Genomic DNA, 20,867 nt, shown 5'->3' on the forward strand with positions numbered 1-20,867 from the left:
TTTATGACCAGCTTCTAACATCATACAATATTAGCTTATACAAATTCAATGATAGATTAGTTGCAAGTTGATATCCACACTTCCATTCTACACCTTTATTATACTATTGTGAATTCTTTACCCTTCGTTTCCTTGGAACATTCCCTTGAATTTCATTGATTTCACTCCTAAATGACAATAAACTTACCTTAAATTACTTTTCTAGAAAAGTAATTTCTTATCTCCTTCTTGATTTTTCAATATCAATTGGCATAAAAAAGCTTTTCCTCTAAAATTTACGCCTAATACGAGATCGAAAAACACAAAAAAAAGATCCCTTTTATAAAGGGAGTCCTTTAAACTGGAGCTGTTGTGTATCAGCACGCTTTATCGTGGCAACTATTTTTCAGGTTGGAAGTCGACCACTACATTTTGCGCATCGCTCACTTCTTTTCGTACTAGACGGATAATGTTATTGGCTTCTGTTTTTGTTTGCTTATCAGCCTTGACACTCACCTTCACGTCCGTTCCATCTACGCGAACCAGTGCTGCATTATAATCCATGGCTACAATTAAGTTTTCGATGATATTTTCTTTAACCTTCGTTTCACTTAATTGTTCCATTTTTGCATATGCCTCGTCTCTCTCTTCAGCCGATAGATCTGTATTACCCATCTTTGTAGTCAGTTCTTCATTGAGCTTTGCGCGTTCATCTTCGATTTGCATCCTTAATGATTCAAATTCATCACCTGATGCTATCGTTACAGAAGAACCTTCAGCATTTTTGGCCGTTTCTTTATTCACTTTGCTTTCACCTTTTGTTTCAGTTTTGCTGTCTGTTTTATTTTCCATTTTATTTTCTGCCTTTTCCGCTTGTTCAGTTGCCGTCATATCGGCAGCATTTTCTTCAGGAGCGGTCAAATAGTAGACTGAAAGGACAACGACCAGACTTAACATAGTCAATAACCAAACCGTTTGCTTTTTTAATAACATGTGAATTTTCCCCCTTATTTTTTAGGCATGACAGAAACCCTGTGACTCGGTACATCGAGTGATCGTGTGACAGCTTCGATGATCCACTTTTTTATTTGGATGTTTTCGGCTCCTTTTGCGACTACCAGAACGCCCCTTACACTAGGCTTCTTAGTTTCGGAAATGATCGGCCCTTCTTTTTCCCCGCTTTTAACCAAAACGAGTTGTTCGTCCACCGATGTATCCTCCACCGTCCTTTTGCCGCCTTCCTGGTCGGTTTCTTGCGTGACCTGTTTCTGGGTGACTTTATTCCTTTCGTATACTTTTTTCTCGGACGCATCCACATAGATTACGACTTTTACATCCTGGACCCCCGCTATCGATTCCAACGCTTCCTTCATTTCATTCTGAAGGTATATTTCATAATCCTTCGTTGTCTTGAATTCGGATTGATTTTTCTGCCCGAATGTTTCAACATCATCTTTATCCTCTTGCTTATTATTGAATACCGTCTTCACGTCGGATGTTTGTCCCGTCTGGTTGGTGGTTAACAAATTACCGGCCATCATGATCCCCGCTCCCAAAAGGACGACGATTAAAGCATAGACATACAGGGAAGGTTTTTTTTCCTTAGGCTCTTTTTGGTCAGGGTCCTTATTCAATAGTTTTTGCAGCCAGGATAATGGACCTTTGTCTTTGTTCAATACTTAAGTCACTTCCTTTCCCCGGCGATTTCAATGATCTCTTTATCGACAGACCAACTTGTTGCCAAAAAACTTTTGACAGCATCCAGATTCGCATCGCTTGAAGGTGATGGCCTTTCTGCGTTAATATCGATTTTTGCAACAGCCTCTATCGAAGTGTCTTCTTTCCCTTCTGCCGTTTCCAAAGATATGTTGATATTTTGCAAATTTTCCGCGGTGGGGTTTTCCTCATTTTTGACGTCAACTTCAATCGCACTGATCTTCATGTTATAATCCTTCATCAACTCCTCTTCCACTTCTGCCTGTAAGTCAACAGCCATTTGTTTTAAAATATATGCACCCTGGGTAGCTTGTATTTCTTTTTTCTTCATTTCTGTCAAATTTCCTAAATCTTTTTTTTTCTGATTTTCAAATTCGCTCGTGGCGGCAGATAGAATTTCGTCGAAATCTTTATTGAATAATCCCAATATAGGTGTGATGATGATGGCAATCAGTAAAAGCCCGATTACCATTTTTGCATATTTCTGCAAAGCTGAATTGGGAAGGAGCATATCGATTACAGTGGCAAGCAATACGAATACGATGATATTGGATACCCAGCCAGCCAAAAAGCTCACCAAGCCCTCCTCCTTTCTAACGAACCATCAGTGTAATGTTTCCAGAGGCGATGATGACCGTGATGCTTAAAAAGAACATGAGCGATACGATGGCCAATGCCGCAAAGATATAAATCATGCTTTTACTGATGATATCCATACATTTTATTACCGGGCCGCCGCCAAGCGGCTGTAAAAGGCTTGCTGCCAATTTATAGACAAAAGAAATCATTAGGATTTTGATTGCGGGAAAGGTCGTAATGAGCAGCAGGATGATGACCCCTGACAATCCAACCGTATTTTTCAGAAGGACGGAGGCACTGATGACCGTATCCGTTGCATCGGTGAACATGCGACCGATTACCGGTATGAAGTTACCTGTCACGAATTTGGCCGTTCTGATCGTCACCCCATCCGCTACAGCGGAGGATGCCCCCTGGACGGATATGACGCCAAGGAATATCGTCATGAACGCTCCTAAAATACCGATGGCAAAGTTACGGAGAAGCTGAGCCAGCTGAGTTACTTTGTAATGTTCCGTGAGCGTGCTGACAATGCTTAAAATCGCTGCAAAGAATAATAACGGGAGGACGATGTATTGTATCAGGATACCGCTCGTATTCATTAAGAACATTAAGACCGGATGAAAGAAGGCCGCTGACACAAGCCCGCCTGATGCGGCTATCAAAGCTAAAAGCAGGGGGATGAGCGCCATCAAAAAGGAAATCATCAAATCTATCGTGTCTTTTGTATATTCGATCGCGACATGAAAGCTGTTAAGCGCCAAAATGATCAGCACCATATAAACGATTGCATAAGCGACCTTACTTACGGAGCTTTGCTCGAACGCGTTCTGCAAATTCTGTAAAAACATGCTGAAAACGGTTAACAAGATGAGTGAGCCCAACAACTTACCATTGACGAGCAGTTCATGAAAAATGAATTTTGTAATGCCCTTCAGCCACTGATCAAAGGAGAATTTCTTTTCACCGCTCACAAAATCCATGAAACTGCCTTTCTGGCTTTCCGGCAAGAATCCCCCGTATTCCGTGACAATGCCATCCCAATATTGTTTAAGCTCATCAACCCCCAGTCTTTCTATTTGAGCTTGTACCAGTTCGGACTGCATGATCGGCTCTTGTACGGTTTCAACATTTTCAGGGTTTTCGGCAGCTTGTCCAATAGATGCATGAAAAAAAAAGAGTAAAATGAATACAATCGATAAATAAGGCATCCGCTGCTTCATATATTCACCTCATTGACTAGTAGGAATATCGATTAACTTGGGAGCATTTGAATAATCGTTTCGATGATGACCGTCAAAATCGGAATTGCCATCGCCAATATCAATATTTTTCCGCTCAATTCTATTTTGGAGGCAAGCGAGCCTTGCCCGGCATCTTTTGTAATTTGGGAAGCGAATTCAGCAATATAGGCAATTCCGATTATTTTTAAGATGGTCTCAAGATACACCGTATTTACATTGGCATTGACTGCAATTTTTTCTAACATTAAAATGATCTCGTATATTTTATCTGCCAGAAAAAGAAAAATGGAGCACCCTACAAAAACGATGAGCAGGAATGCCAAATTGGGTTTTTGCTCCTTGACGATTAAAGCCAGAAAGGTGGCAACTAGGGCAATGGCTACGATTTTTATGATTTCAATCGCCAATCCCCCCTTACTGAAATAGGAATACAGATTTAATTTTTTGGAATAAGTCCTCCACTACAGAAGCGACCATGAATAAAATATAGATGAAGCCGAAAAGTGTCACCCACTGGGCATACTCCTTCTTCCCAACCTGGTCGAGTATCGTGTGAAGAAAGGCCACAACAAGGCCAACACCTGCTATTTTAAAAATGATGTCCACATCAATGCCCATTTTCATTCCCCCCACTTAAACTACATCAGCAAGATGATCAATAATAATCCGGTTAAAAAGCCAAGGCTCTTCATCATTTTTTCATATTTTCCCTGTCGGTCCAGGGCATCGCTCTCCTCCCGTTCCAAGTGTGCCATCGTCAGCATGATTTGTTTTTGCTGATGGTGCCTATCGCTTTTTCCAAGCGTCTCGCCGAACTGCGAAAGGATTTCGAACTCCCCCTGCTTCAAGGCTAGGGATTGCCATATTTTCTTCAGGCTCTCATCCCAAGCTTCTTTGACGGTCGTCTCACCTGACTGGAGCCGATTTGCGAATGTATCGAAAAAGAAGGATAAAGGTTTTGCCAGCTGCTTGGAAAGCTTTCTCGCCGCTTCTTGAAGAGGTGTGTGTCCGTACATGATTTCCGCTTCAAGCGATTGCAGGGCGACCTTCAGCTGTCTTAGCTGCCGCGGCCTCATACTCAATTTTTTTGCAGCCTCGAAACCTGCCCATGTCGTGGCAAGGATGATGATTGCTGCCCCCACCAACTTAAACATGCCGCTTCACACTTTCACCCGAGAATAGGGTAACCCCATCGGCGTTCAGCACTTTGTAACTTCTCGTCCCAGCTTTGGTTCTTTGTAATTCTATAAAGCGTTCAAAGATGTTTTGTTTTAATATTTCTGCGATGAAGGGACGCTTCTTCATTTCTTCCAGTGTATGGCCATGTGTCGTGATCATGAGTTTAATGCCGGCATTCACCGCTTCAAGAACTGCTTGAGTATCTTCTGCGCGGCCTATTTCATCCACGACCAATACATCCGGGGACATCGAACGTATCATCATCATCATTCCTTCCGCTTTAGGACATCCATCGAGGACATCAAGCCTCGTACCGAATTCAAGTTGCGGCACACCATGAACAGAGCCCGCAATTTCAGAGCGCTCGTCCACAATTCCCACCTTTTGCGGGGCAATCCCCCTCTTTTCATTTCCACTGGATATCATTCTTGCAATATCCCGTAACACCGTCGTTTTTCCAGTTTGCGGAGCACCGATCAATAAGGTATGCTGCCATTCCCCATTATATAAATATGATGTAAGCGGCTCAGCCACACCTACTTTTTCACGGGCAATCCGAAAATTGAATGAGGAAATATCCCGGATTGCCTTGACCGCTCCATTTTCCAGGATCACCTTGCCTGCAAGACCAACCCGATGTCCACCAGCTATGGTTATATATCCTCGCTTTAATTCTTCCTCAAGCGTATACAACGAAAATTGACCTATTTGGTTCAATAATTGATCTGCATCCGTTTTGGTCACTGCATACGAAAAGAAGAAGGGTTCCCCACCTATAATGACCTCAAGCGGCCTTCCGATCCGTATCCTCAGCTCTTCCATTTTTTCAATCATCATCGGTGTCATACCCTGGAGCTGCTCGTAAATCGTTTTCGGTAAAAAAGAAAGAATCGTTTCCATTTTGACAATCCTCCTGTATACACCACTTTCAATAAAATATATGCCGTCCCTTCGTCAATGATGCCAAGCTATTACAGAAACTGGACATTTATTGAATGTTTATGGGCCGTGCTGAAACAAGCAAAAAAATGGCCGAGACACGAATCTCGGCCACCTAATGGATCGTTTCCTTCTACTTTGCGTAAAATTTTGTGCACGCCAGTCTTGGAAAATCTGTACTTAGACGTTTCATTGCACTGCAGGATCTCACTTAGACGCGCACTTCCCGCAGGAGTCATGAGGAAACGCCTCGAATTCAGTCCAAAACCTAAACTCGCGAGTAAAGCTCCTAACATGAAATCAACTGGTGGTTAGTACATTATCTGGTTTTTAACTGGGGATGCCATTGACACATTGACTAAGCTATGGGTTGGCCTGCTTTAAGGGGCTTAAATAATGGTCCAAGCTTACGGCTTATCTTTTCAAAGTGAACTGCAAAAGGGGTCCGGAAATTTAATTCCGAACCCCTTCTGTCTATAAACTGAAAGACCGAGATATGAATCTCGGCCTTCTAGCCATTATGCGCGTGATACGTATGAACCTTCGTTCGTATTGATCAATAATTTGTCACCTTGGTTGATGAAGAATGGTACTTGAACGGATAGGCCTGTCTCAAGCACTGCTGATTTCGTTCCACCTGAAGAAGTATCGCCTTTAATTCCAGGCTCAGTTTCCGCCACTTCAAGCTCCACTGTATTCGGAAGCTCAACCCCAAGCGTTTCAGCTTGGAACGTCATGATATGGACTTCCATATTTTCTTTAAGGAATTTCAATTCGCGCTCGATGCTTGAAGCAGGCAGCTCGATTTGGTCATATGTTTCGTTATCCATGAATACATGGCTATCGCCGCTTGCATATAGGTACTGCATCTTGCGGTTTTCGATATGTGCCTTTGCAACTTTCTCGCCGGCACGGAATGTTTTCTCTTGGATGGAGCCTGTACGAAGATTGCGAAGCTTAGAACGTACAAAGGCTGCACCTTTACCAGGTTTAACATGTTGGAACTCGATAACCTGCCAAATTCCATTATCTACCTCAATGGTAACACCCGTGCGAAAATCGTTTACAGAAATCATAAATTTGTCCTCCTACATGTACATGTTTACAGAATGATTAACTCTTTCGTTGAATGAGTAAGTGCTTCGTTACCTTCAATTGTAACGATTGTATCATCTTCAATCCGCACCCCGCCGACACCTGGCAAGTAAATGCCCGGCTCTACGGTTACGGCCATACCTGGTTCCAAAATGATATCAGACCTTAAGGATAATGCTGGACCTTCATGAACTTCAAGACCGATTCCATGTCCGGTCGAATGTCCAAAATACTGCCCAAAACCCTTTTCTTCAATTAAGTTACGAGTCAGTGCATCCGCTTCCTTGCCCGTCATGCCTGGTTTGATCCCAGCCATACCGCGCAGCTGCGCTTCCAAAACAATGTCATAAATGTTAATAAGTTCTTCACTTGGCTTGCCAACTGCTAATGTCCGAGTTATATCAGACACATACCCGTTCAAGTATGCTCCATAATCCAATGTGACAAAATCGCCTTTTTCAATGATTTTATCCGTAGCCACTCCATGTGGAAGTGCCGACCTTTTGCCGGATGCTACAATAATATCGAAGGAAGAAGAAGTTGCCCCCTGTTTTCTCATGAAGAATTCAAGTTCATTGGATACATCCAATTCCGAAATTCCTGGACGGATGAAATCGAGGATATGTGTAAAGGCAGCATCGGCAATAGCAGCCGCTTCCTTTAATATCTTAATCTCTGATGAAGTCTTTATCAAGCGTAAATTCTCAATAATGGCGGACACTGGCAAAAGTTTTCCTTCAACAGCTGCCTCGTATGCCTTGTATGTCGCAAAAGTCATGTGCTCCTGCTCAAAACCAAGTACGCCAATATTCATTTCTTTAGTCTGTTTACCGACTTCTTCGATGATGGTGCCCTTGTGTTGAACGATTTCATAGTCCGTTGCCTGCTTACCCGCTTGTTCCACATATCGGAAATCAGTGATGAATTTAGCTTCATTCCGGGAAATCAATACGACCCCGGCGCTGCCCGTAAAATTCGTCATGTAACGGCGATTATATGTACTGGTGATCAAAAGGCCATCAATGCCCGCCTTTTCCATCGAGGCTCTTAAGCTCAAAAGTTTATTCATTCAATTTCTCCCCTTTGCAATCTTTGTGACCGCCTGCAATGCCAATTCATATCCGTGTATCCCCAAGCCGACAATTTGCCCTGCCGTGACCGGTGCGGTCACTGACTCATGCCGAAAGCTTTCACGGGCATGGATGTTCGAAATATGCACTTCCACAACTGGAACATCAATTCCGGCAATTGCATCACGAATCGCATAGCTATAATGAGTAAAAGCACCAGGATTGATGATAATCCCGTCGATCCCATGATCCTCTGACCAATGGAGCTTATCGATGATTGCTCCTTCATGGTTAGATTGAAAAGAAGTGAATTCCACCTGCAACCCTTCAGCTTGCTGCTGTAAAATGGCTTCCACATCCGCAAGCGTCGAGGATCCATAATGCGCTGGTTCCCGCTTTCCTAATCGATTTAAATTCGGACCATTGATTAATAAGATTTTTTCCATCACTTAACACCTGCTCATACATAAAAGAATGCTTACCATCAACATTCTACCATAATTGCAAATTGTCTTACTACTTTTTTACAACTAAGTTGCCTTCACCTTCCTGTTGCTTTTGAGCCTTGTTTTTTTCACGTATATATTCCTGATGATCGTATGATATAGAATATCCTACAAAAAGTCCGTATAAAATAAAAATGCAAGCACTTGTTATGATCGTATTAGACGACATTTTCGAAAAAGCGGGCAAATCGGAGAACATCGGTTTTAAAACGAAAATTAACAAGGCCCAGCAAACCGCTCCAAAAATTATCCCTGTCAAAATGCTCTTCATCCTTTTAAAAAAGCCATAGTATATTAAAGCAATCACCATGGATAGGATTCCAAATACGATGATGGTCATGACTGCGCCGAGCCAGTGCTCGATCCAGCTCATATTCGACCAAGAAGTAAGGATGAATCGGGGACTGAAATCCATGAAATTAACATAGTGTGCAATCATTCCGGCAAGACTGCCTGCCGCCCCTCCTACAAAACCGATAATTAATGCGTTAAAGACTAATACGCTTTGATTTTCCCGTTGATTTTGTCCATGTTCATTAGAAGACATATCAAACACCTCCGCTTGTAGTATGCCCTTTGTCAAATAGAACTATTTTTTTTTATTGTTATAGAGGAGAATCACTAGAGGTTTTTCGATTTATTCTGTATGATTAAATCATAAATAATGGACTTTCAACGAAGGAATATATGTCCCCTTTGTTGAAGTTTATAAAGTACACAGGATGCTCCTTTCCCGTGATTCTTCAACATTCATAAAGCATTGCTGGTATTTATAAACCCGATTCCTTTATGGATATCGTCTCAACCCCTGCAATGCTTGATAATAAACATGTTAGCACCCATGAGAGAGCTACATGAATAACTATTTAGGTTGGTGTAGAAATGTCTGAGGTCCAAAAACCCGTTTATGGAGGGCAGGCTGTTGTGGAAGGCGTCATGTTCGGCGGCAAGCATCACACAGTCACTGCGGTCCGCCGCAAAGATTCAACGATCGCTTATTATCATTTACCGCGTGAATCGAAGCCTGCTGTTAAGCTGATGAAAAAAATTCCGTTTCTACGGGGGATCGTATCGTTGATCCAATCCAGTGCTACCGGCTCGAAACATCTGAACTTTTCCACAGAACAGTATGAAGAAGAAGACGGGGAAAAACAGGTCGAAACGAAACAAGAAACGAAAGACCCCTCTAAATTAAGCCTTTGGCTGGGTGTTGCCGTAATCGGTGTGATCTCCTTCCTATTTGGGAAATTGCTCTTCACCTTGATTCCTGTCTTCCTCGCCAAATTGACGGAACCCATTTTCAGCGGCGATACGGCTCAGGTATTAGTCGAAAGCTTGTTCAAGCTGATCTTACTGCTCGTATATATTTATGTGGTTTCCTTGACGCCATTGATCAAGCGGGTTTTTCAATATCACGGTGCTGAGCATAAGGTGATCAATTGCTTCGAAAGCGGAAAGGAATTGACCGTGGCAAATGTGCAGGCAAGTTCCCGTCTTCATTATCGCTGTGGAAGCAGTTTTATTTTATTTACGGTCATTGTAGGCATGTTTGTCTATCTTCTCGTCCCGGTCGATCCATTATGGGTTCGCGTCGTCAATCGCATTTTACTTATCCCCGTCGTGCTCGGCATTGCCTTCGAGGTATTGCAGGCTACGAACAAATTAAAAGATATTCCTGTTCTGCGCTACCTTGGTTACCCTGGGCTTTGGCTTCAATTATTGACGACCAAGGCTCCCACAGATGATCAAGTCGAAGTCGCATTGGCGTCCTTCCATGAATTATTAAGGATGGAAAAAGAGACGGAAAAAGGTTTAGGGTCTGATGTTATTGTGTAAAAACCTATACACAATTCACTCATGAAATCACATATACTACCTAAGGGAACGATCTTCATTTTTTGAAATATTTTACATGGAGAATGTTTAAAATAAGCCAAAAATGCTTATGATGCTCTTAAGGAGGTGTCTTTGTTGAAACGTTTCATATCTTTCATGATATACGGAATCATCGCCCTCGGAGTCCTCGGATTATTGAGCCGACTATTTAATGACCCGATTGGCTTTTTTAGGAACATTCTCATAATTGCCATTGTCGCAGGGATTATTTATATGATTTATACCGGATTAACAAAGGGTAAACCAGTGAAAAAAGAGCAGCAGGCATTCCGGAAGGCTGCCCGCCAATCGAAAAAAAGGCTAAAAAGCCGAACGTCGAAAAAGGATAATGTGGCTAGCTTTTCAGCAGCAAAATCTTCAAACAAAATAAAAGTCAGAAAAAAAACGGATAGCCATCTAACCGTCATCGAAGGAAAAAAGAACAAAAAGAAAAACCGGGCTTCTTTTTAAAAGCCTAGTTCAGTTTGTAGTTAAAAGGGGGGCGGAATTAATAAATTCCGCCCCCCCTTTTAACGTTGAAGGGAACGGAGGGAGCGAGACTCCTTCGGAAAAATGCATCCACGGGAATCCCAGAGACGGCGGTCCGCGGAAAGGAAGCCCTGCATTCATAAAAGAACTGCAGACAAAACTCCATGATCACCGAGTTTGTCTACAGAACCATTTTTCTTTTCAAGATCCGATTTATAGGTTCATCAATAGGTCCATTGCTTTAGGAATTCTTTCGTACGCTGTTTGCCTCGATTAATCAATTCCATCTTTTTTTCATCATTCAGGTTGAAATCCATGGCAGATATCCCTTTCATCGGGATAAACACAATATTTTGGACGTGCTTCTTGGAAATGTAACGTGCGTCATGAGCATCTTTCATCGTCTTGAAAAGGGCGGAAAACAATTCAACCGCATTATCCACCTCATGCGGTTTCCATATTTCATCGACGCTCAGACGCAATCCAATGACCGGCCTTTCCTTCCTTACATGATCTGAATTGAATAACCACATTGGAAAATTACTCAAAACACCTCCATCCACAAATAGGAATGTGCTTTTCCCTACTTCAAGTTTGACAGGCTCGAAGAAATAGGGAATGCTGCAGCTCATTCGTACTGCCTTGGCCACCGGGAACGTAATTGGATCAAATCCATAATTCGGCAAATCATCAGGCAGTACAACCAATTTCCCATTCGTGATATCAGAAGTTATGATACGAAGGGAATTCGGTCGAACATCCTTGAAGGTGACTACATCTCTTTCTGCAAGCTTACCGGCAATCCATGCTTCCATCGCATCCCCTTTATAGAGACCCAATTTCCAATATACGAGAAGCCATTTGGCAAGCGGGATAGGCAAAAGTCCCCTCCTTTTATCTAATAGACTGCTTAAATCTATATCAAAAAACAGCTTTTCCATTTCTTTTCCCGTATATCCGGCAGCTACGAAAGCCGCTATTATCGAACCTGCACTAGTACCGGCTGTCCTATGAAATACGAATCCCCGATCCTCCAGTTCCTGCAGGGCTCCCACTAAACCATAACCTTTAATCCCGCCTCCGGAAAAAACGCCGTCAATAATCATAGCTGCCCTCCCCTAATCCGGTCTTTACATTTCTAAGCGGGATCAGGGTGAATTATGACAATTTTATCTGGAAAATCCCCTTCATCAAGTAAAGTACTGAATGTCCGCTTTAGGGAAAAATTCAGCTATATACCCACGGATGGTCGTCTCCAGTTCTGCGGCTTCTTCGTTTTGATAAACATATTTCCCAATTCCGTACCGCCCCCATTTATACTTGCGCTTCGATTCATCCAATTCCAATTTCGTTTTCGGGTAGTTTTTTTGAATCACTTTTTTTGCAGGTCCGGTAAATCGATGTTGGATCAGTTCAAACGTCAAGTCCGGGATATCCACCCCTTCCAAGGCCACACTTAACCGTTCGAATAGCTCATGATAGCCTTCCTTCCATCCTTCATGACGATAAATCGGGGCAACGATAAATCCTAGCGGATATCCCGCGCCTGCAACCTTGCGAGCTGCCTCCATTCTCTCCTCGAAGCTGGATGTGCCCGGTTCGAAATTTTTTATCACATAACGGGAATTGATGCTGAATCGAAATCTAGTTTTCCCATTATGCTCGGCATCCAGAAGATGATCGACGTGATGGAATTTGGTTACGAATCTTAAGACCCCATATTCGCTCTTCCCAAAATATTCGATAGCCCGTTTTAATGAATGCGTCAAATGATCGATGCCTACGATATCAGATGTACATGCTGCTTCAAAACGGGTGATTTCCGGCTTTCTCTCTTCTATATATTTTTCGGCTGCCTCGAAGATTTCATCCAGATTCACATAAGTCCTAATATAAGGCTTGGAGCCAAGTGTCGTCTGCAAATAACAATAATGGCAATGTCCCATGCATCCGGTCGCAAGCGGGATCGCATATTCAGCAGATGGCTTGGATGTATCGAATTTCAATGTCTTTCTGATCCCAACCACAAGCGTAGATTTGGCTACACGATATTTCTGCAGATCATTTTCACCTGGAAGGTCCCTTATTTGGTTGTGTGAGGTTGTCTCTCGGATTTCAATATTCATATCCTCGAATTTCTTCTTCAACTCGCGCCCAAGCGGATATTCCAAGGCTTTAGGCTCAATGTAAACTAACTGTGGGATAAATGGTTTCATATCGTTCTCCATTCTTTTAATTGATACAGTTAGCTTTTCTTTATTCTGTTATCCTCATGATTGTTTTTAGCTGGAAATTATAAGGAAGGAAATATGTAAAGAAAAACGGCCGTCTTTATGGACACTTCATGCTGTGGGATTTCCCATATACGCGCATTTCACCCTAAAGTCATGATTATTCACAATGGATATTAAGAGGTAGGACGCCCAAGTATGGATGCCTATTTTAGTTATACTGACGTGATGATACGGCATATCCGGCAAACACATATGGAAGGGGCAGATCATCTGCATCTTCATCAAGATGAAAAAACGATCTATGCGAAACGTAAAGAAACGATTGAGCGTACATTCGCAGATTCTAACGAAAAGCATGATATGCAGGGGACTTAAAAAACGGGCGATGCTTACTTTTTCCTGCCATGGGATGTAAAGAAGATGGTCAATTCGACATGTTAAAGTCAAAACTGCCCTAACATAGAGAGGACCCGTAGAGCCCAGATTTATTAACTTTAGGTGAAAATCAATGGGGAATTTAATAAGGGAGCGGATTTTAACCAATTCGAGAAAAAAAAAGCCGTTAAGGAAATAAATCTCCTTAACGGCTATTCGGCTAGCTTAGAGTCCGCATTTCAATTGTGCGCCGCAATTGGTGCAAGTGTTACAGCCACCCATTTCCTGAACTTCCCCTTTACGGCAAACAGGACAAGTGTTGCCCACTTCCGAACCAATCGTAACATTCGTCGAACGCAGTTCATTAATCGTATCGACCAATACAACTTTTTTCTTTACTTCCACATCTGTCAATTCGTCCATTTCAAGCTGCTCGTCCATTTGGTTTTCTTCCGCTTTAAGCGTTAGGACCTGACTGTCACGGCTGCCATCGACATACACGGTACCGCCTTTTGCTCCGCCTTTATATAGACGTTCATATACTTTTTCGACTTGCTCGACCGTATATCCCTTTGGTGCATTGACCGTTTTACTGATCGAGCTATCAATCCAGCGTTGAATGATGCATTGAACATCTGCATGAGCTTCAGGTGCCAGTTCCATCGCGGAAATGAACCATTTTGGAAGCTCTTCCGTTGCCGCTTCAGGATGACGGTCCAGATACTCCTGTACAATGTCAGCTTTCACTTCAATGAACTTACCGAGACGGCCGCTGCGGAAATATGTGAAGGAGAAATACGGTTCAAGTCCCGTTGATACCCCGACCATCGTCCCTGTGCTACCAGTAGGCGCCACTGTCAATAAATGAGAATTTCGGATGCCGTATGCAGCAACGCTCTCCCTGATATCTTCCGGCATTTTTTCCATGAATCCAGTTTGTGTAAAACGTGTTCTAAGCTCTTCAGTTTCTTTATCCGTAGACCCGATCAGGAACGGGAAACTGCCTTTTTCTTTCGCAAGCTCGACGGAAGCCCTGTAGGCTGTAGTCGCAATCGTTTCAAAAACCTTATCCACGAGGAGATTTCCTTCCTCGGAGCCATATTCCGTTTCACAGTAGATCAACAAATCATGCAGACCCATCACACCGAGGCCGACCCGACGCTCTCCAAGGGCTTGTTTCTTGTTTTCCTCCAAGAAATAAGGAGTGGCGTCAATGACATTATCCTGCATGCGCACACCGACTTCGACCGTTACTTTAAGCTTCTCGAAATCGACGGTTTTATTGTCTTTATCAGCCATTTCAGCCAAATTGACGGCCGCAAGGTTACATACAGAATACGGAGCCAAAGGCTGCTCTCCACATGGGTTCGTAGCAACGACCTGTTGACCATAGGCCTTCGCATTCGTCATTTCATTGGCATTATCGATAAAGAAAATGCCTGGTTCAGCTGAATAAGTCGCACAAATGTTAATCAAGTTCCAAAGCTCTTTAGCACGGATTTTACGATAAACACGAACTTTATGACCGAGCTTCTCCCATTCACGAACATCGCCGACTTTATGCCATTCTTCATTATAAATGGCCATTTCTTCGGCATTGTAGCTTTCAACATCAGGGAAGCGTAATTCATACTCTTCATCTCGTTCTGCCGCTTCCATAAACTCCTTGGTCAAGCAAATCGAAATGTTGGCCCCTGTCAGAAAATCAGGATTATGAACGCTGTACGTTCCGCCCGTACGGAGCTTTTCCTCCGCATCCCTTATGATTTTCTCGTTAAATCCGCCTAGACCAGGAATTTCTTTATAATTGATGATTCCTTGATACATCGCCAATTCCTGCTCGTTATGGGCAGTGAACTTCAACTTATCCGTCGCATACTTCTTGATCATTTCATCTTTCGTGTTTTCCACCAGATAACGAAGAATCCGTGGGTTTTGCATTTTAGAAATGATGAATTCTGCGATATCCGGGTGCCAGTCAGCAAGCATGATCATTTGAGCACCGCGCCTGCTGCCGCCCTGCTCAACAAGATGTGTCAGTTTCGCAATATCATCCAGCCATGACACCGAACCTGAGGATTTTCCATTTACCCCTTTTGCCAGCGTGTTTCTTGGACGAAGTGTCGATCCATTCGTTCCTACCCCGCCGCCGCGGCTCATGATTTCCATGACCTGTTTCCGATGTTCGGAAATGCCTTCACGCGAATCCGGCACGAACGGCATCACATAGCAGTTGAAGTACGTAACATCCGTATTGGAACCAGCACCATATAAAACGCGTCCTGCTGGAACAAAATTAAGGTTTTTCAATTCCTCATAGAATTTATTGAACCATTCCGTCCTTTTTTCTTCCGTTGTTTCCACTGAAGCCAGTCCCGTTGCATTTCGTTTAGCAATTTGCTCATAAAATATTTCAAGCGGCTTTTCGATGATATCCAGCGGGCGGTTTACGATACCCGTCTCGACTTCTTCAGGATTATCCAATACGCCGCGGAATTCCTCATCCACCAAGACCTTGGCTTTTTTCGTTTCCCAATCTATTTCAACGATGGAACCGAGGCCCCGTGCCGGGAATTTCGGATCCTCCTTAATTGTCAGCACCACAAAATCGCCTGCCGAGAGCGTGATTTTTTCAGTATCCTTAAAAGAATAGCGGTCAAGCATGACTAGACGGGATACACCCTTATGCGTCATTTTCATATCAGCCGTTACGGGGTGAACCTGGGGAAATAAAGAAATATCCTTATTCAACCTTTCTAGATCAACCTTCAAAGCATCTTTTATTACAACCGACATAATTCCCTCTCCTTTATATGTTTCAAGATCCGTCCTTGCTGATGCAAAAATCTATATGTAGCCTTACATGCCGTTTCGCTTAAACAAGTATCCTAAATTTATCATAGCGAACCCCAAATATCAACATATAGTGTGATTCAAATTATTAAAACCACTATATATTGTGTTTTTTTGAATAACTTTTTATTTTGTCAAACGTTTAATCAATTAATATAGTTAGCAAAAGGGAGGAAAATGTCGATTTACGATAAATTTTCATCAGATTTCAATTAATTTGAGCCTTGCTTTTTTATCATCCCTTTTTACGCTTATCCCATCAAGGAAAAGCCCTTTCAGTCATATTAATCTGAAAAAACTTTTTTATTACAAAGCCCATTAACTCGCTTTCATCTCATGAAATTCCATTCATCGCTTTCATATTTACTTTCTGCAATCGCCTTCACTTCCAGCATTTGCTTTTCAGTGAGGGTGTATGGCACTAAATCGATGGACAGTCCCTCTGCAAACCCTTTTTCAAAAGCATCTTTCGCTTCCGGTATGCCTATTTTTCTCCCAGCAATGTCATTTATCGCCACTGCTTTATTTTTCAGGTTTTTTTGCATTCTCTCTTTAACCCTGTCATTGGAAAATTTAAATACACTAAACAGTTTTTCATCATCAAGTTCAAGTAAAATCGCACCGTGCTGAAGGATGACTCCCTTTTGTCTCGTTTGGGCGCTGCCGGCAACTTTCCTGCCCTCCACGACAAGTTCATACCAGCTTGGTGCATCGAAGCAGACGGAAGACTTCGGCGCTTTTAATGCCGCTTTCTCCTGATCGGTTCGAGGCACTGCAAAGTAAGCATCCAAACCTAGGTTCCTGAACCCCATTAATATGCCTTCTGAAATAACACGATATGCCTCGGTGACAGTGCTCGGCATGCCAGGATAGGATTCCGGGACGATTACGCTATATGTCAATTCATGCTCATGCAGGACCGCTCTTCCTCCTGTGGGTCTCCGCACAAACCCAAGACCTTGCCGTTTGACTTCCTCAATATCAATTTCCGCTTTTGCCTTCTGGAAATAACCAATCGACAATGTCGCCGGATCCCAACCGTAAAAGCGTATGATGGGAGGAATGTCCCCTTGGCTTTGCCAGTTCAATAGTGCTTCGTCCAGCGCCATATTAAAGGCTGGTGAACAATACCCGGAATCGATAAAACCCCATTTTTCTTTCGTCATCCTTACCCCTCATTTCAAATAGACTATATCTCTAAATCGTCATACCCTATAAAAAACTCACATGTAGTAGTTTAACAGACTTTATCGCTCTAAAAAAGAAACAGCCACCAAGTTCGATCCTGAAATTGCTGAAAATTCTTTTTGATTATTGTGTAAAGCAATTATATAATAAAGATTGTCTGTATTCGTTAAGGTAGAAGGGAGTTTTTATGCTTGGAAATATTATATACACTGCTCATCATCTTAGGAGCGGTTATTGTGTATTCACTTTTTAATTGGTACCGCCAGCGTAAAATCGTTAAAACATTGACACAGGACGAGTTTATCGCCAACTACAGAAAAGTGCAGCTGATCGACGTGCGGGAACCGAATGAATTTGATAACGGTCATATCTTAGGAGCACGGAACATCCCCATGACGCAAATGAAAACCCGCTTGGTGGAAGTCAGGCCTGACAAGCCCGTATATTTGTATGCCCAAAGCGAAATGATCAGCGGAAGAGCTGCGGCCATGCTATACAAAAAGGGATACAGGGAACTTTATCACCTAAAAGGCGGTTTCAAGATGTGGACAGGGAAAATCAAGGCTAAGAAATAAGCCCAAGCTTTTGCTGGGCTCAGCCTCGATATACCTCTTTACTGTAACTGAAAGTGCACGCATGGACTTTTATGGATTCTTCACTAGATACATAAGCAAGAAAAAATCCCCGCCCGACAGGCTGGGATTTTTTTTCATATACTTGCAGGTATTAAAGGCTACGCTTGATAACGCAGAATTGGCTTTCTTGCAGCAAGTGTTTCATCAAGACGCTTAATGACAGTTGTGTGCGGAGCTTCCTGAACGATTTCCGGCGTTTCTTCCGCTTCCTTGGCAATCTGGATCATGGCATCGATGAAGGCATCAAGGGTTTCCTTCGACTCCGTTTCAGTCGGTTCTATCATCATTCCTTCTTCCACATTCAACGGGAAGTAAATGGTTGGAGGATGATAACCGAAGTCCAACAGCCTTTTCGCTATGTCGAGAGTCCTGACACCCAATTGCTTTTGCCGGCGACCGCTTAATACGAATTCATGCTTGCAATGGCGATTATATGGCAAATCGAAAAATGGTTCCAGCCTTCGCATCATATAATTTGCATTGATGACCGCATTTTCGGTGACCGCTTTCAGACCATCCGGTCCCATTGAGCGGATGTACGTATATGCCCTCACATTTATACCGAAGTTTCCGTAATATGGCTTCACCCGTCCAATCGATTGCGGGCGATCGTAATCCAAGGTGTATCGCTCATCCTGTTTGACCACGAGCGGCTTCGGCAAGTAAGGAATCAAATCCGCTTTCACCCCGACAGGCCCAGAACCCGGGCCGCCGCCGCCATGCGGGCCAGTGAAGGTTTTGTGAAGATTCAAGTGCACCACATCAAAGCCCATGTCACCAGGACGCGCCTTGGAAAGTACGGCATTCAGATTGGCTCCATCATAGTATAGCTTCCCGCCGGCTTCATGGACAAGCTGGGCCATTTCCAAAATGTTCTCCTCGAATAATCCGAGCGTATTGGGATTCGTCAGCATCAAGGCCGCCGTATCCGGTCCCACCACTCTCTTTAAATCTTCAAGGTCAACTAACCCATTTTCATCGGATTTCACCGTAATCGTTTCAAGACCGGCAACCGTGGCAGACGCCGGGTTCGTACCATGGGCCGAATCGGGCACGATCACCTTTGTCCTTTCTGTATCGCCGTTCGCCTCGTGGAAGGCCCGGATCATCATTAACCCGGTCCATTCACCGTGTGCACCTGCCGCAGGCTGCAAGGTCACTTGATCCATCCCGGTGATTTCGGTTAAATGCTCCTGCAAGTCAAATAATAGCTCCAAGGCCCCTTGGACGGTAGATGGATCTTGATATGGATGAATATGGGCAAATCCGTTATAACGAGCAACGTTTTCATTGATTTTCGGATTGTATTTCATCGTACATGATCCTAGCGGATAAAAACCTGAGTCCACCCCATGATTACGCTTGGAAAGGGCTGTATAGTGACGCATGATATCAAGCTCCGACACCTCGGGAAGGGCGGCTTCTTCTGTACGGATATACCCCTCCGGAAGGATTTCTTCAAGCGGAGTGGCTTCCACATCCATTTCCGGCAGGCTGTACCCGATGCGTCCAGGTGTACTGATTTCAAAGATGAGTGATTGATCTTGATTATTCATGTTGATCCCCCAATTCCTGCACAAATGCATCGATTTCTTCTTTGGTCCTAAGTTCAGTTACAGCGACAAGCATATGGTCATTCAATTCAGGATAAACCGAGCCTAAGTTGAAGCCGCCGATCATCCCTTTTTCAAATAGGTTCTTATTGACTTCCGAAAACGGAGCTGGAAGTTTGATCACGAACTCATTGAATGACGGACCATCAAACACAATCTCCATCCCTTTTTGCATGAAAGCTTTTTTTGCATAATGCGCCTTTTGAATATTTTGCACAGCCATCTCCTTGACACCCTTTTTCCCTAGGGCTGTCATGGCAACGGAAGCCGCCAGTGCATTCAACGCTTGGTTGGAGCAAATATTGGATGTTGCTTTATCACGGCGAATGTGCTGCTCACGGGCTTGGAGCGTCAGCACGAAGCCTCTCTTACCATCTTCATCGACCGTTTGACCGACGAGCCTTCCAGGCACTTTTCGCACTAATTTATTCGTGACGGCAAAATATCCACAATGAGGACCGCCAAAAGCTGCCGGAATGCCGAAGGGCTGGGCATCTCCAGTTACGATATCCGCACCAAGTGAACCTGGCGACGCCAAAGCTCCCAATGCAAGCGGATTACTGGACACGATGAACATGGACTTGGCAGCATGAATGATTTCTTCCATTTCTTTCAATGGCTCGATCCGGCCAAAAAAGTTAGGATATTGCACGATGACCCCAGCGATATCCTCGTTTGCCAATTCCTTCAAAGCGGCAACATCCGTCACCCCGTCTTTATAAGGAATTTCGATCACGTCCACGCGTTGCCCCTTCGCATACGTCTTGACCACTTCTCTTGATTCAGGATGTACCGCTTTGGACAGGAGAATTTTCTTCCGGCGTGTCTGACCTGAAGCAAGCATCGCCGCTTCAGCAAGCGAAGTCCCCCCGTCATACATCGAGGAGTTAGCTACATCCATACCCGTCAACTCACAAATCATCGTTTGGTATTCAAAGATGGCTTGAAGCTCTCCTTGCGAAATTTCTGGCTGGTAAGGTGTATAAGCGGTATAGAATTCAGAACGGGAAAGAACATGGTCGACGATGACCGGTGCATAATGGTCATATACACCCGCACCAAGGAATGATGCATAGCTTTTCAGATCAGCATTCCTGGAAGCGAGCCTCGCTAATTCCTTCATTAACGCAGGCTCTGATTTAGCTGGTTTGATATCATATTCCCCTTGAAAGCGTACACTTTCAGGGATATCTTTAAAAAGATCTTCAACCGTGGGTACCCCTATCACTTGCAGCATGTCCTGTTTATCTTGCTCTGTCATGGGTAAATAACGATGTTTCATCTAATGACCAGTCCCC

Annotated in this window: 22 protein-coding genes; 4 read left to right on the forward strand and 18 right to left on the reverse strand. The window is 43.5% G+C overall.

The window, feature by feature from the left end:
- Nucleotides 1-378: 378 nt before the first annotated feature.
- From ABE28_RS14970 to ABE28_RS15025, 12 genes are all read right to left on the reverse strand, one after another.
- Nucleotides 379-972, reverse strand: a complete 594-nt coding sequence (locus ABE28_RS14970) for a SpoIIIAH-like family protein (RefSeq protein WP_064463290.1) — start codon at nt 970-972, stop codon at nt 379-381.
- A 14-nt stretch (nt 973-986) separates the two neighbouring features.
- Entirely contained in the window at nt 987-1,655 is a 669-nt protein-coding gene (gene spoIIIAG, locus ABE28_RS14975) for a stage III sporulation protein AG (protein ID WP_064463292.1), read from the reverse strand.
- Nucleotides 1,656-1,663: 8 nt separating this feature from the next.
- A complete protein-coding gene (spoIIIAF, locus tag ABE28_RS14980; RefSeq protein WP_064463294.1) occupies nt 1,664-2,272 on the reverse strand; it encodes a stage III sporulation protein AF in 609 nt (202 codons plus the stop codon).
- Between the two features lie 16 nt (nt 2,273-2,288).
- On the reverse strand, nt 2,289-3,497 hold the full coding sequence (spoIIIAE, locus tag ABE28_RS14985) for a stage III sporulation protein AE (protein WP_064463296.1): 1,209 nt from the start codon (nt 3,495-3,497) through the stop codon (nt 2,289-2,291).
- 32 nt (nt 3,498-3,529) lie between these two features.
- Entirely contained in the window at nt 3,530-3,925 is a 396-nt protein-coding gene (gene spoIIIAD / locus ABE28_RS14990; RefSeq protein ID WP_100531630.1) for a stage III sporulation protein AD, read from the reverse strand.
- 7 nt (nt 3,926-3,932) lie between these two features.
- Nucleotides 3,933-4,136: a stage III sporulation protein AC gene (gene spoIIIAC / locus ABE28_RS14995; protein ID WP_034308319.1), complete on the reverse strand. Its 204-nt coding sequence runs from the start codon at nt 4,134-4,136 to the stop codon at nt 3,933-3,935.
- Between the two features lie 20 nt (nt 4,137-4,156).
- A complete protein-coding gene (spoIIIAB, locus tag ABE28_RS15000) occupies nt 4,157-4,672 on the reverse strand; it encodes a stage III sporulation protein SpoIIIAB (RefSeq protein WP_064463298.1) in 516 nt (171 codons plus the stop codon).
- Nucleotides 4,665-5,597, reverse strand: a complete 933-nt coding sequence (spoIIIAA, locus tag ABE28_RS15005) for a stage III sporulation protein AA (protein ID WP_064463300.1) — start codon at nt 5,595-5,597, stop codon at nt 4,665-4,667. The genes spoIIIAB and spoIIIAA overlap by 8 nt, the downstream gene beginning before the upstream one ends.
- A gap of 557 nt (nt 5,598-6,154) precedes the next feature.
- Nucleotides 6,155-6,712, reverse strand: a complete 558-nt coding sequence (gene efp, locus ABE28_RS15010) for an elongation factor P (protein ID WP_034308328.1) — start codon at nt 6,710-6,712, stop codon at nt 6,155-6,157.
- 26 nt (nt 6,713-6,738) lie between these two features.
- Nucleotides 6,739-7,800 carry a M24 family metallopeptidase gene (locus ABE28_RS15015; protein WP_064463302.1) on the reverse strand — a complete coding sequence of 354 codons (1,062 nt, stop codon included), beginning with the start codon at nt 7,798-7,800 and terminating at the stop codon, nt 6,739-6,741.
- The gene (gene aroQ, locus ABE28_RS15020) at nt 7,801-8,247 is read right to left on the reverse strand and encodes a type II 3-dehydroquinate dehydratase (RefSeq protein WP_064463304.1); all 447 of its coding nucleotides are present in this window, start codon (nt 8,245-8,247) and stop codon (nt 7,801-7,803) included.
- 70 nt (nt 8,248-8,317) lie between these two features.
- Nucleotides 8,318-8,854, reverse strand: coding sequence for a YqhR family membrane protein (locus ABE28_RS15025; RefSeq protein WP_064463306.1), 537 nt, complete (start codon nt 8,852-8,854; stop codon nt 8,318-8,320).
- A gap of 335 nt (nt 8,855-9,189) precedes the next feature.
- On the opposite strand from ABE28_RS15025, the gene ABE28_RS15030 reads away from it, so the two are divergent.
- Both ABE28_RS15030 and ABE28_RS15035 read left to right on the forward strand, forming a co-directional pair.
- Nucleotides 9,190-10,143: a DUF1385 domain-containing protein gene (locus tag ABE28_RS15030; protein WP_064463308.1), complete on the forward strand. Its 954-nt coding sequence runs from the start codon at nt 9,190-9,192 to the stop codon at nt 10,141-10,143.
- Between the two features lie 135 nt (nt 10,144-10,278).
- Nucleotides 10,279-10,653 carry an SA1362 family protein gene (locus tag ABE28_RS15035; RefSeq protein WP_083232098.1) on the forward strand — a complete coding sequence of 125 codons (375 nt, stop codon included), beginning with the start codon at nt 10,279-10,281 and terminating at the stop codon, nt 10,651-10,653.
- A 242-nt stretch (nt 10,654-10,895) separates the two neighbouring features.
- On the opposite strand, the gene ABE28_RS15040 is transcribed toward ABE28_RS15035, so the two are convergent.
- Entirely contained in the window at nt 10,896-11,777 is an 882-nt protein-coding gene (locus ABE28_RS15040; protein WP_064463310.1) for a patatin-like phospholipase family protein, read from the reverse strand.
- 84 nt (nt 11,778-11,861) lie between these two features.
- Nucleotides 11,862-12,887 (reverse strand): spore photoproduct lyase, encoded by a 1,026-nt coding sequence (splB, locus tag ABE28_RS15045; RefSeq protein WP_064463312.1) that lies wholly within the window; start codon nt 12,885-12,887, stop codon nt 11,862-11,864.
- A 213-nt stretch (nt 12,888-13,100) separates the two neighbouring features.
- On the opposite strand from splB, the gene ABE28_RS15050 reads away from it, so the two are divergent.
- The gene (locus ABE28_RS15050; RefSeq protein ID WP_064463314.1) at nt 13,101-13,280 is read left to right on the forward strand and encodes a hypothetical protein; all 180 of its coding nucleotides are present in this window, start codon (nt 13,101-13,103) and stop codon (nt 13,278-13,280) included.
- Nucleotides 13,281-13,505: 225 nt separating this feature from the next.
- On the opposite strand, the gene ABE28_RS15055 is transcribed toward ABE28_RS15050, so the two are convergent.
- Nucleotides 13,506-16,076, reverse strand: a complete 2,571-nt coding sequence (locus tag ABE28_RS15055) for a vitamin B12-dependent ribonucleotide reductase (RefSeq protein ID WP_064463316.1) — start codon at nt 16,074-16,076, stop codon at nt 13,506-13,508.
- Between the two features lie 386 nt (nt 16,077-16,462).
- Complete coding sequence (locus ABE28_RS15060) at nt 16,463-17,299, reverse strand: lipoate--protein ligase family protein (RefSeq protein WP_064463318.1); 837 nt, start codon at nt 17,297-17,299, stop codon at nt 16,463-16,465.
- 213 nt (nt 17,300-17,512) lie between these two features.
- Here ABE28_RS15060 and ABE28_RS15065 point away from each other — a divergent pair, with 213 nt between their 5' ends.
- Nucleotides 17,513-17,896 carry a rhodanese-like domain-containing protein gene (locus ABE28_RS15065; protein ID WP_064463320.1) on the forward strand — a complete coding sequence of 128 codons (384 nt, stop codon included), beginning with the start codon at nt 17,513-17,515 and terminating at the stop codon, nt 17,894-17,896.
- Between the two features lie 158 nt (nt 17,897-18,054).
- Here ABE28_RS15065 and gcvPB read toward each other — a convergent pair whose 3' ends face one another.
- Together gcvPB and gcvPA are read right to left on the reverse strand one after the other, a co-directional pair.
- Nucleotides 18,055-19,512, reverse strand: coding sequence for an aminomethyl-transferring glycine dehydrogenase subunit GcvPB (gene gcvPB / locus ABE28_RS15070; protein ID WP_064463322.1), 1,458 nt, complete (start codon nt 19,510-19,512; stop codon nt 18,055-18,057).
- Complete coding sequence (gene gcvPA, locus ABE28_RS15075; protein WP_064463324.1) at nt 19,505-20,851, reverse strand: aminomethyl-transferring glycine dehydrogenase subunit GcvPA; 1,347 nt, start codon at nt 20,849-20,851, stop codon at nt 19,505-19,507. The genes gcvPB and gcvPA overlap by 8 nt, the downstream gene beginning before the upstream one ends.
- Nucleotides 20,852-20,867 lie beyond the last annotated feature (16 nt).

This window comes from Peribacillus muralis (assembly GCF_001645685.2).
Taxonomy (GTDB): domain Bacteria; phylum Bacillota; class Bacilli; order Bacillales; family DSM-1321; genus Peribacillus; species Peribacillus muralis_A.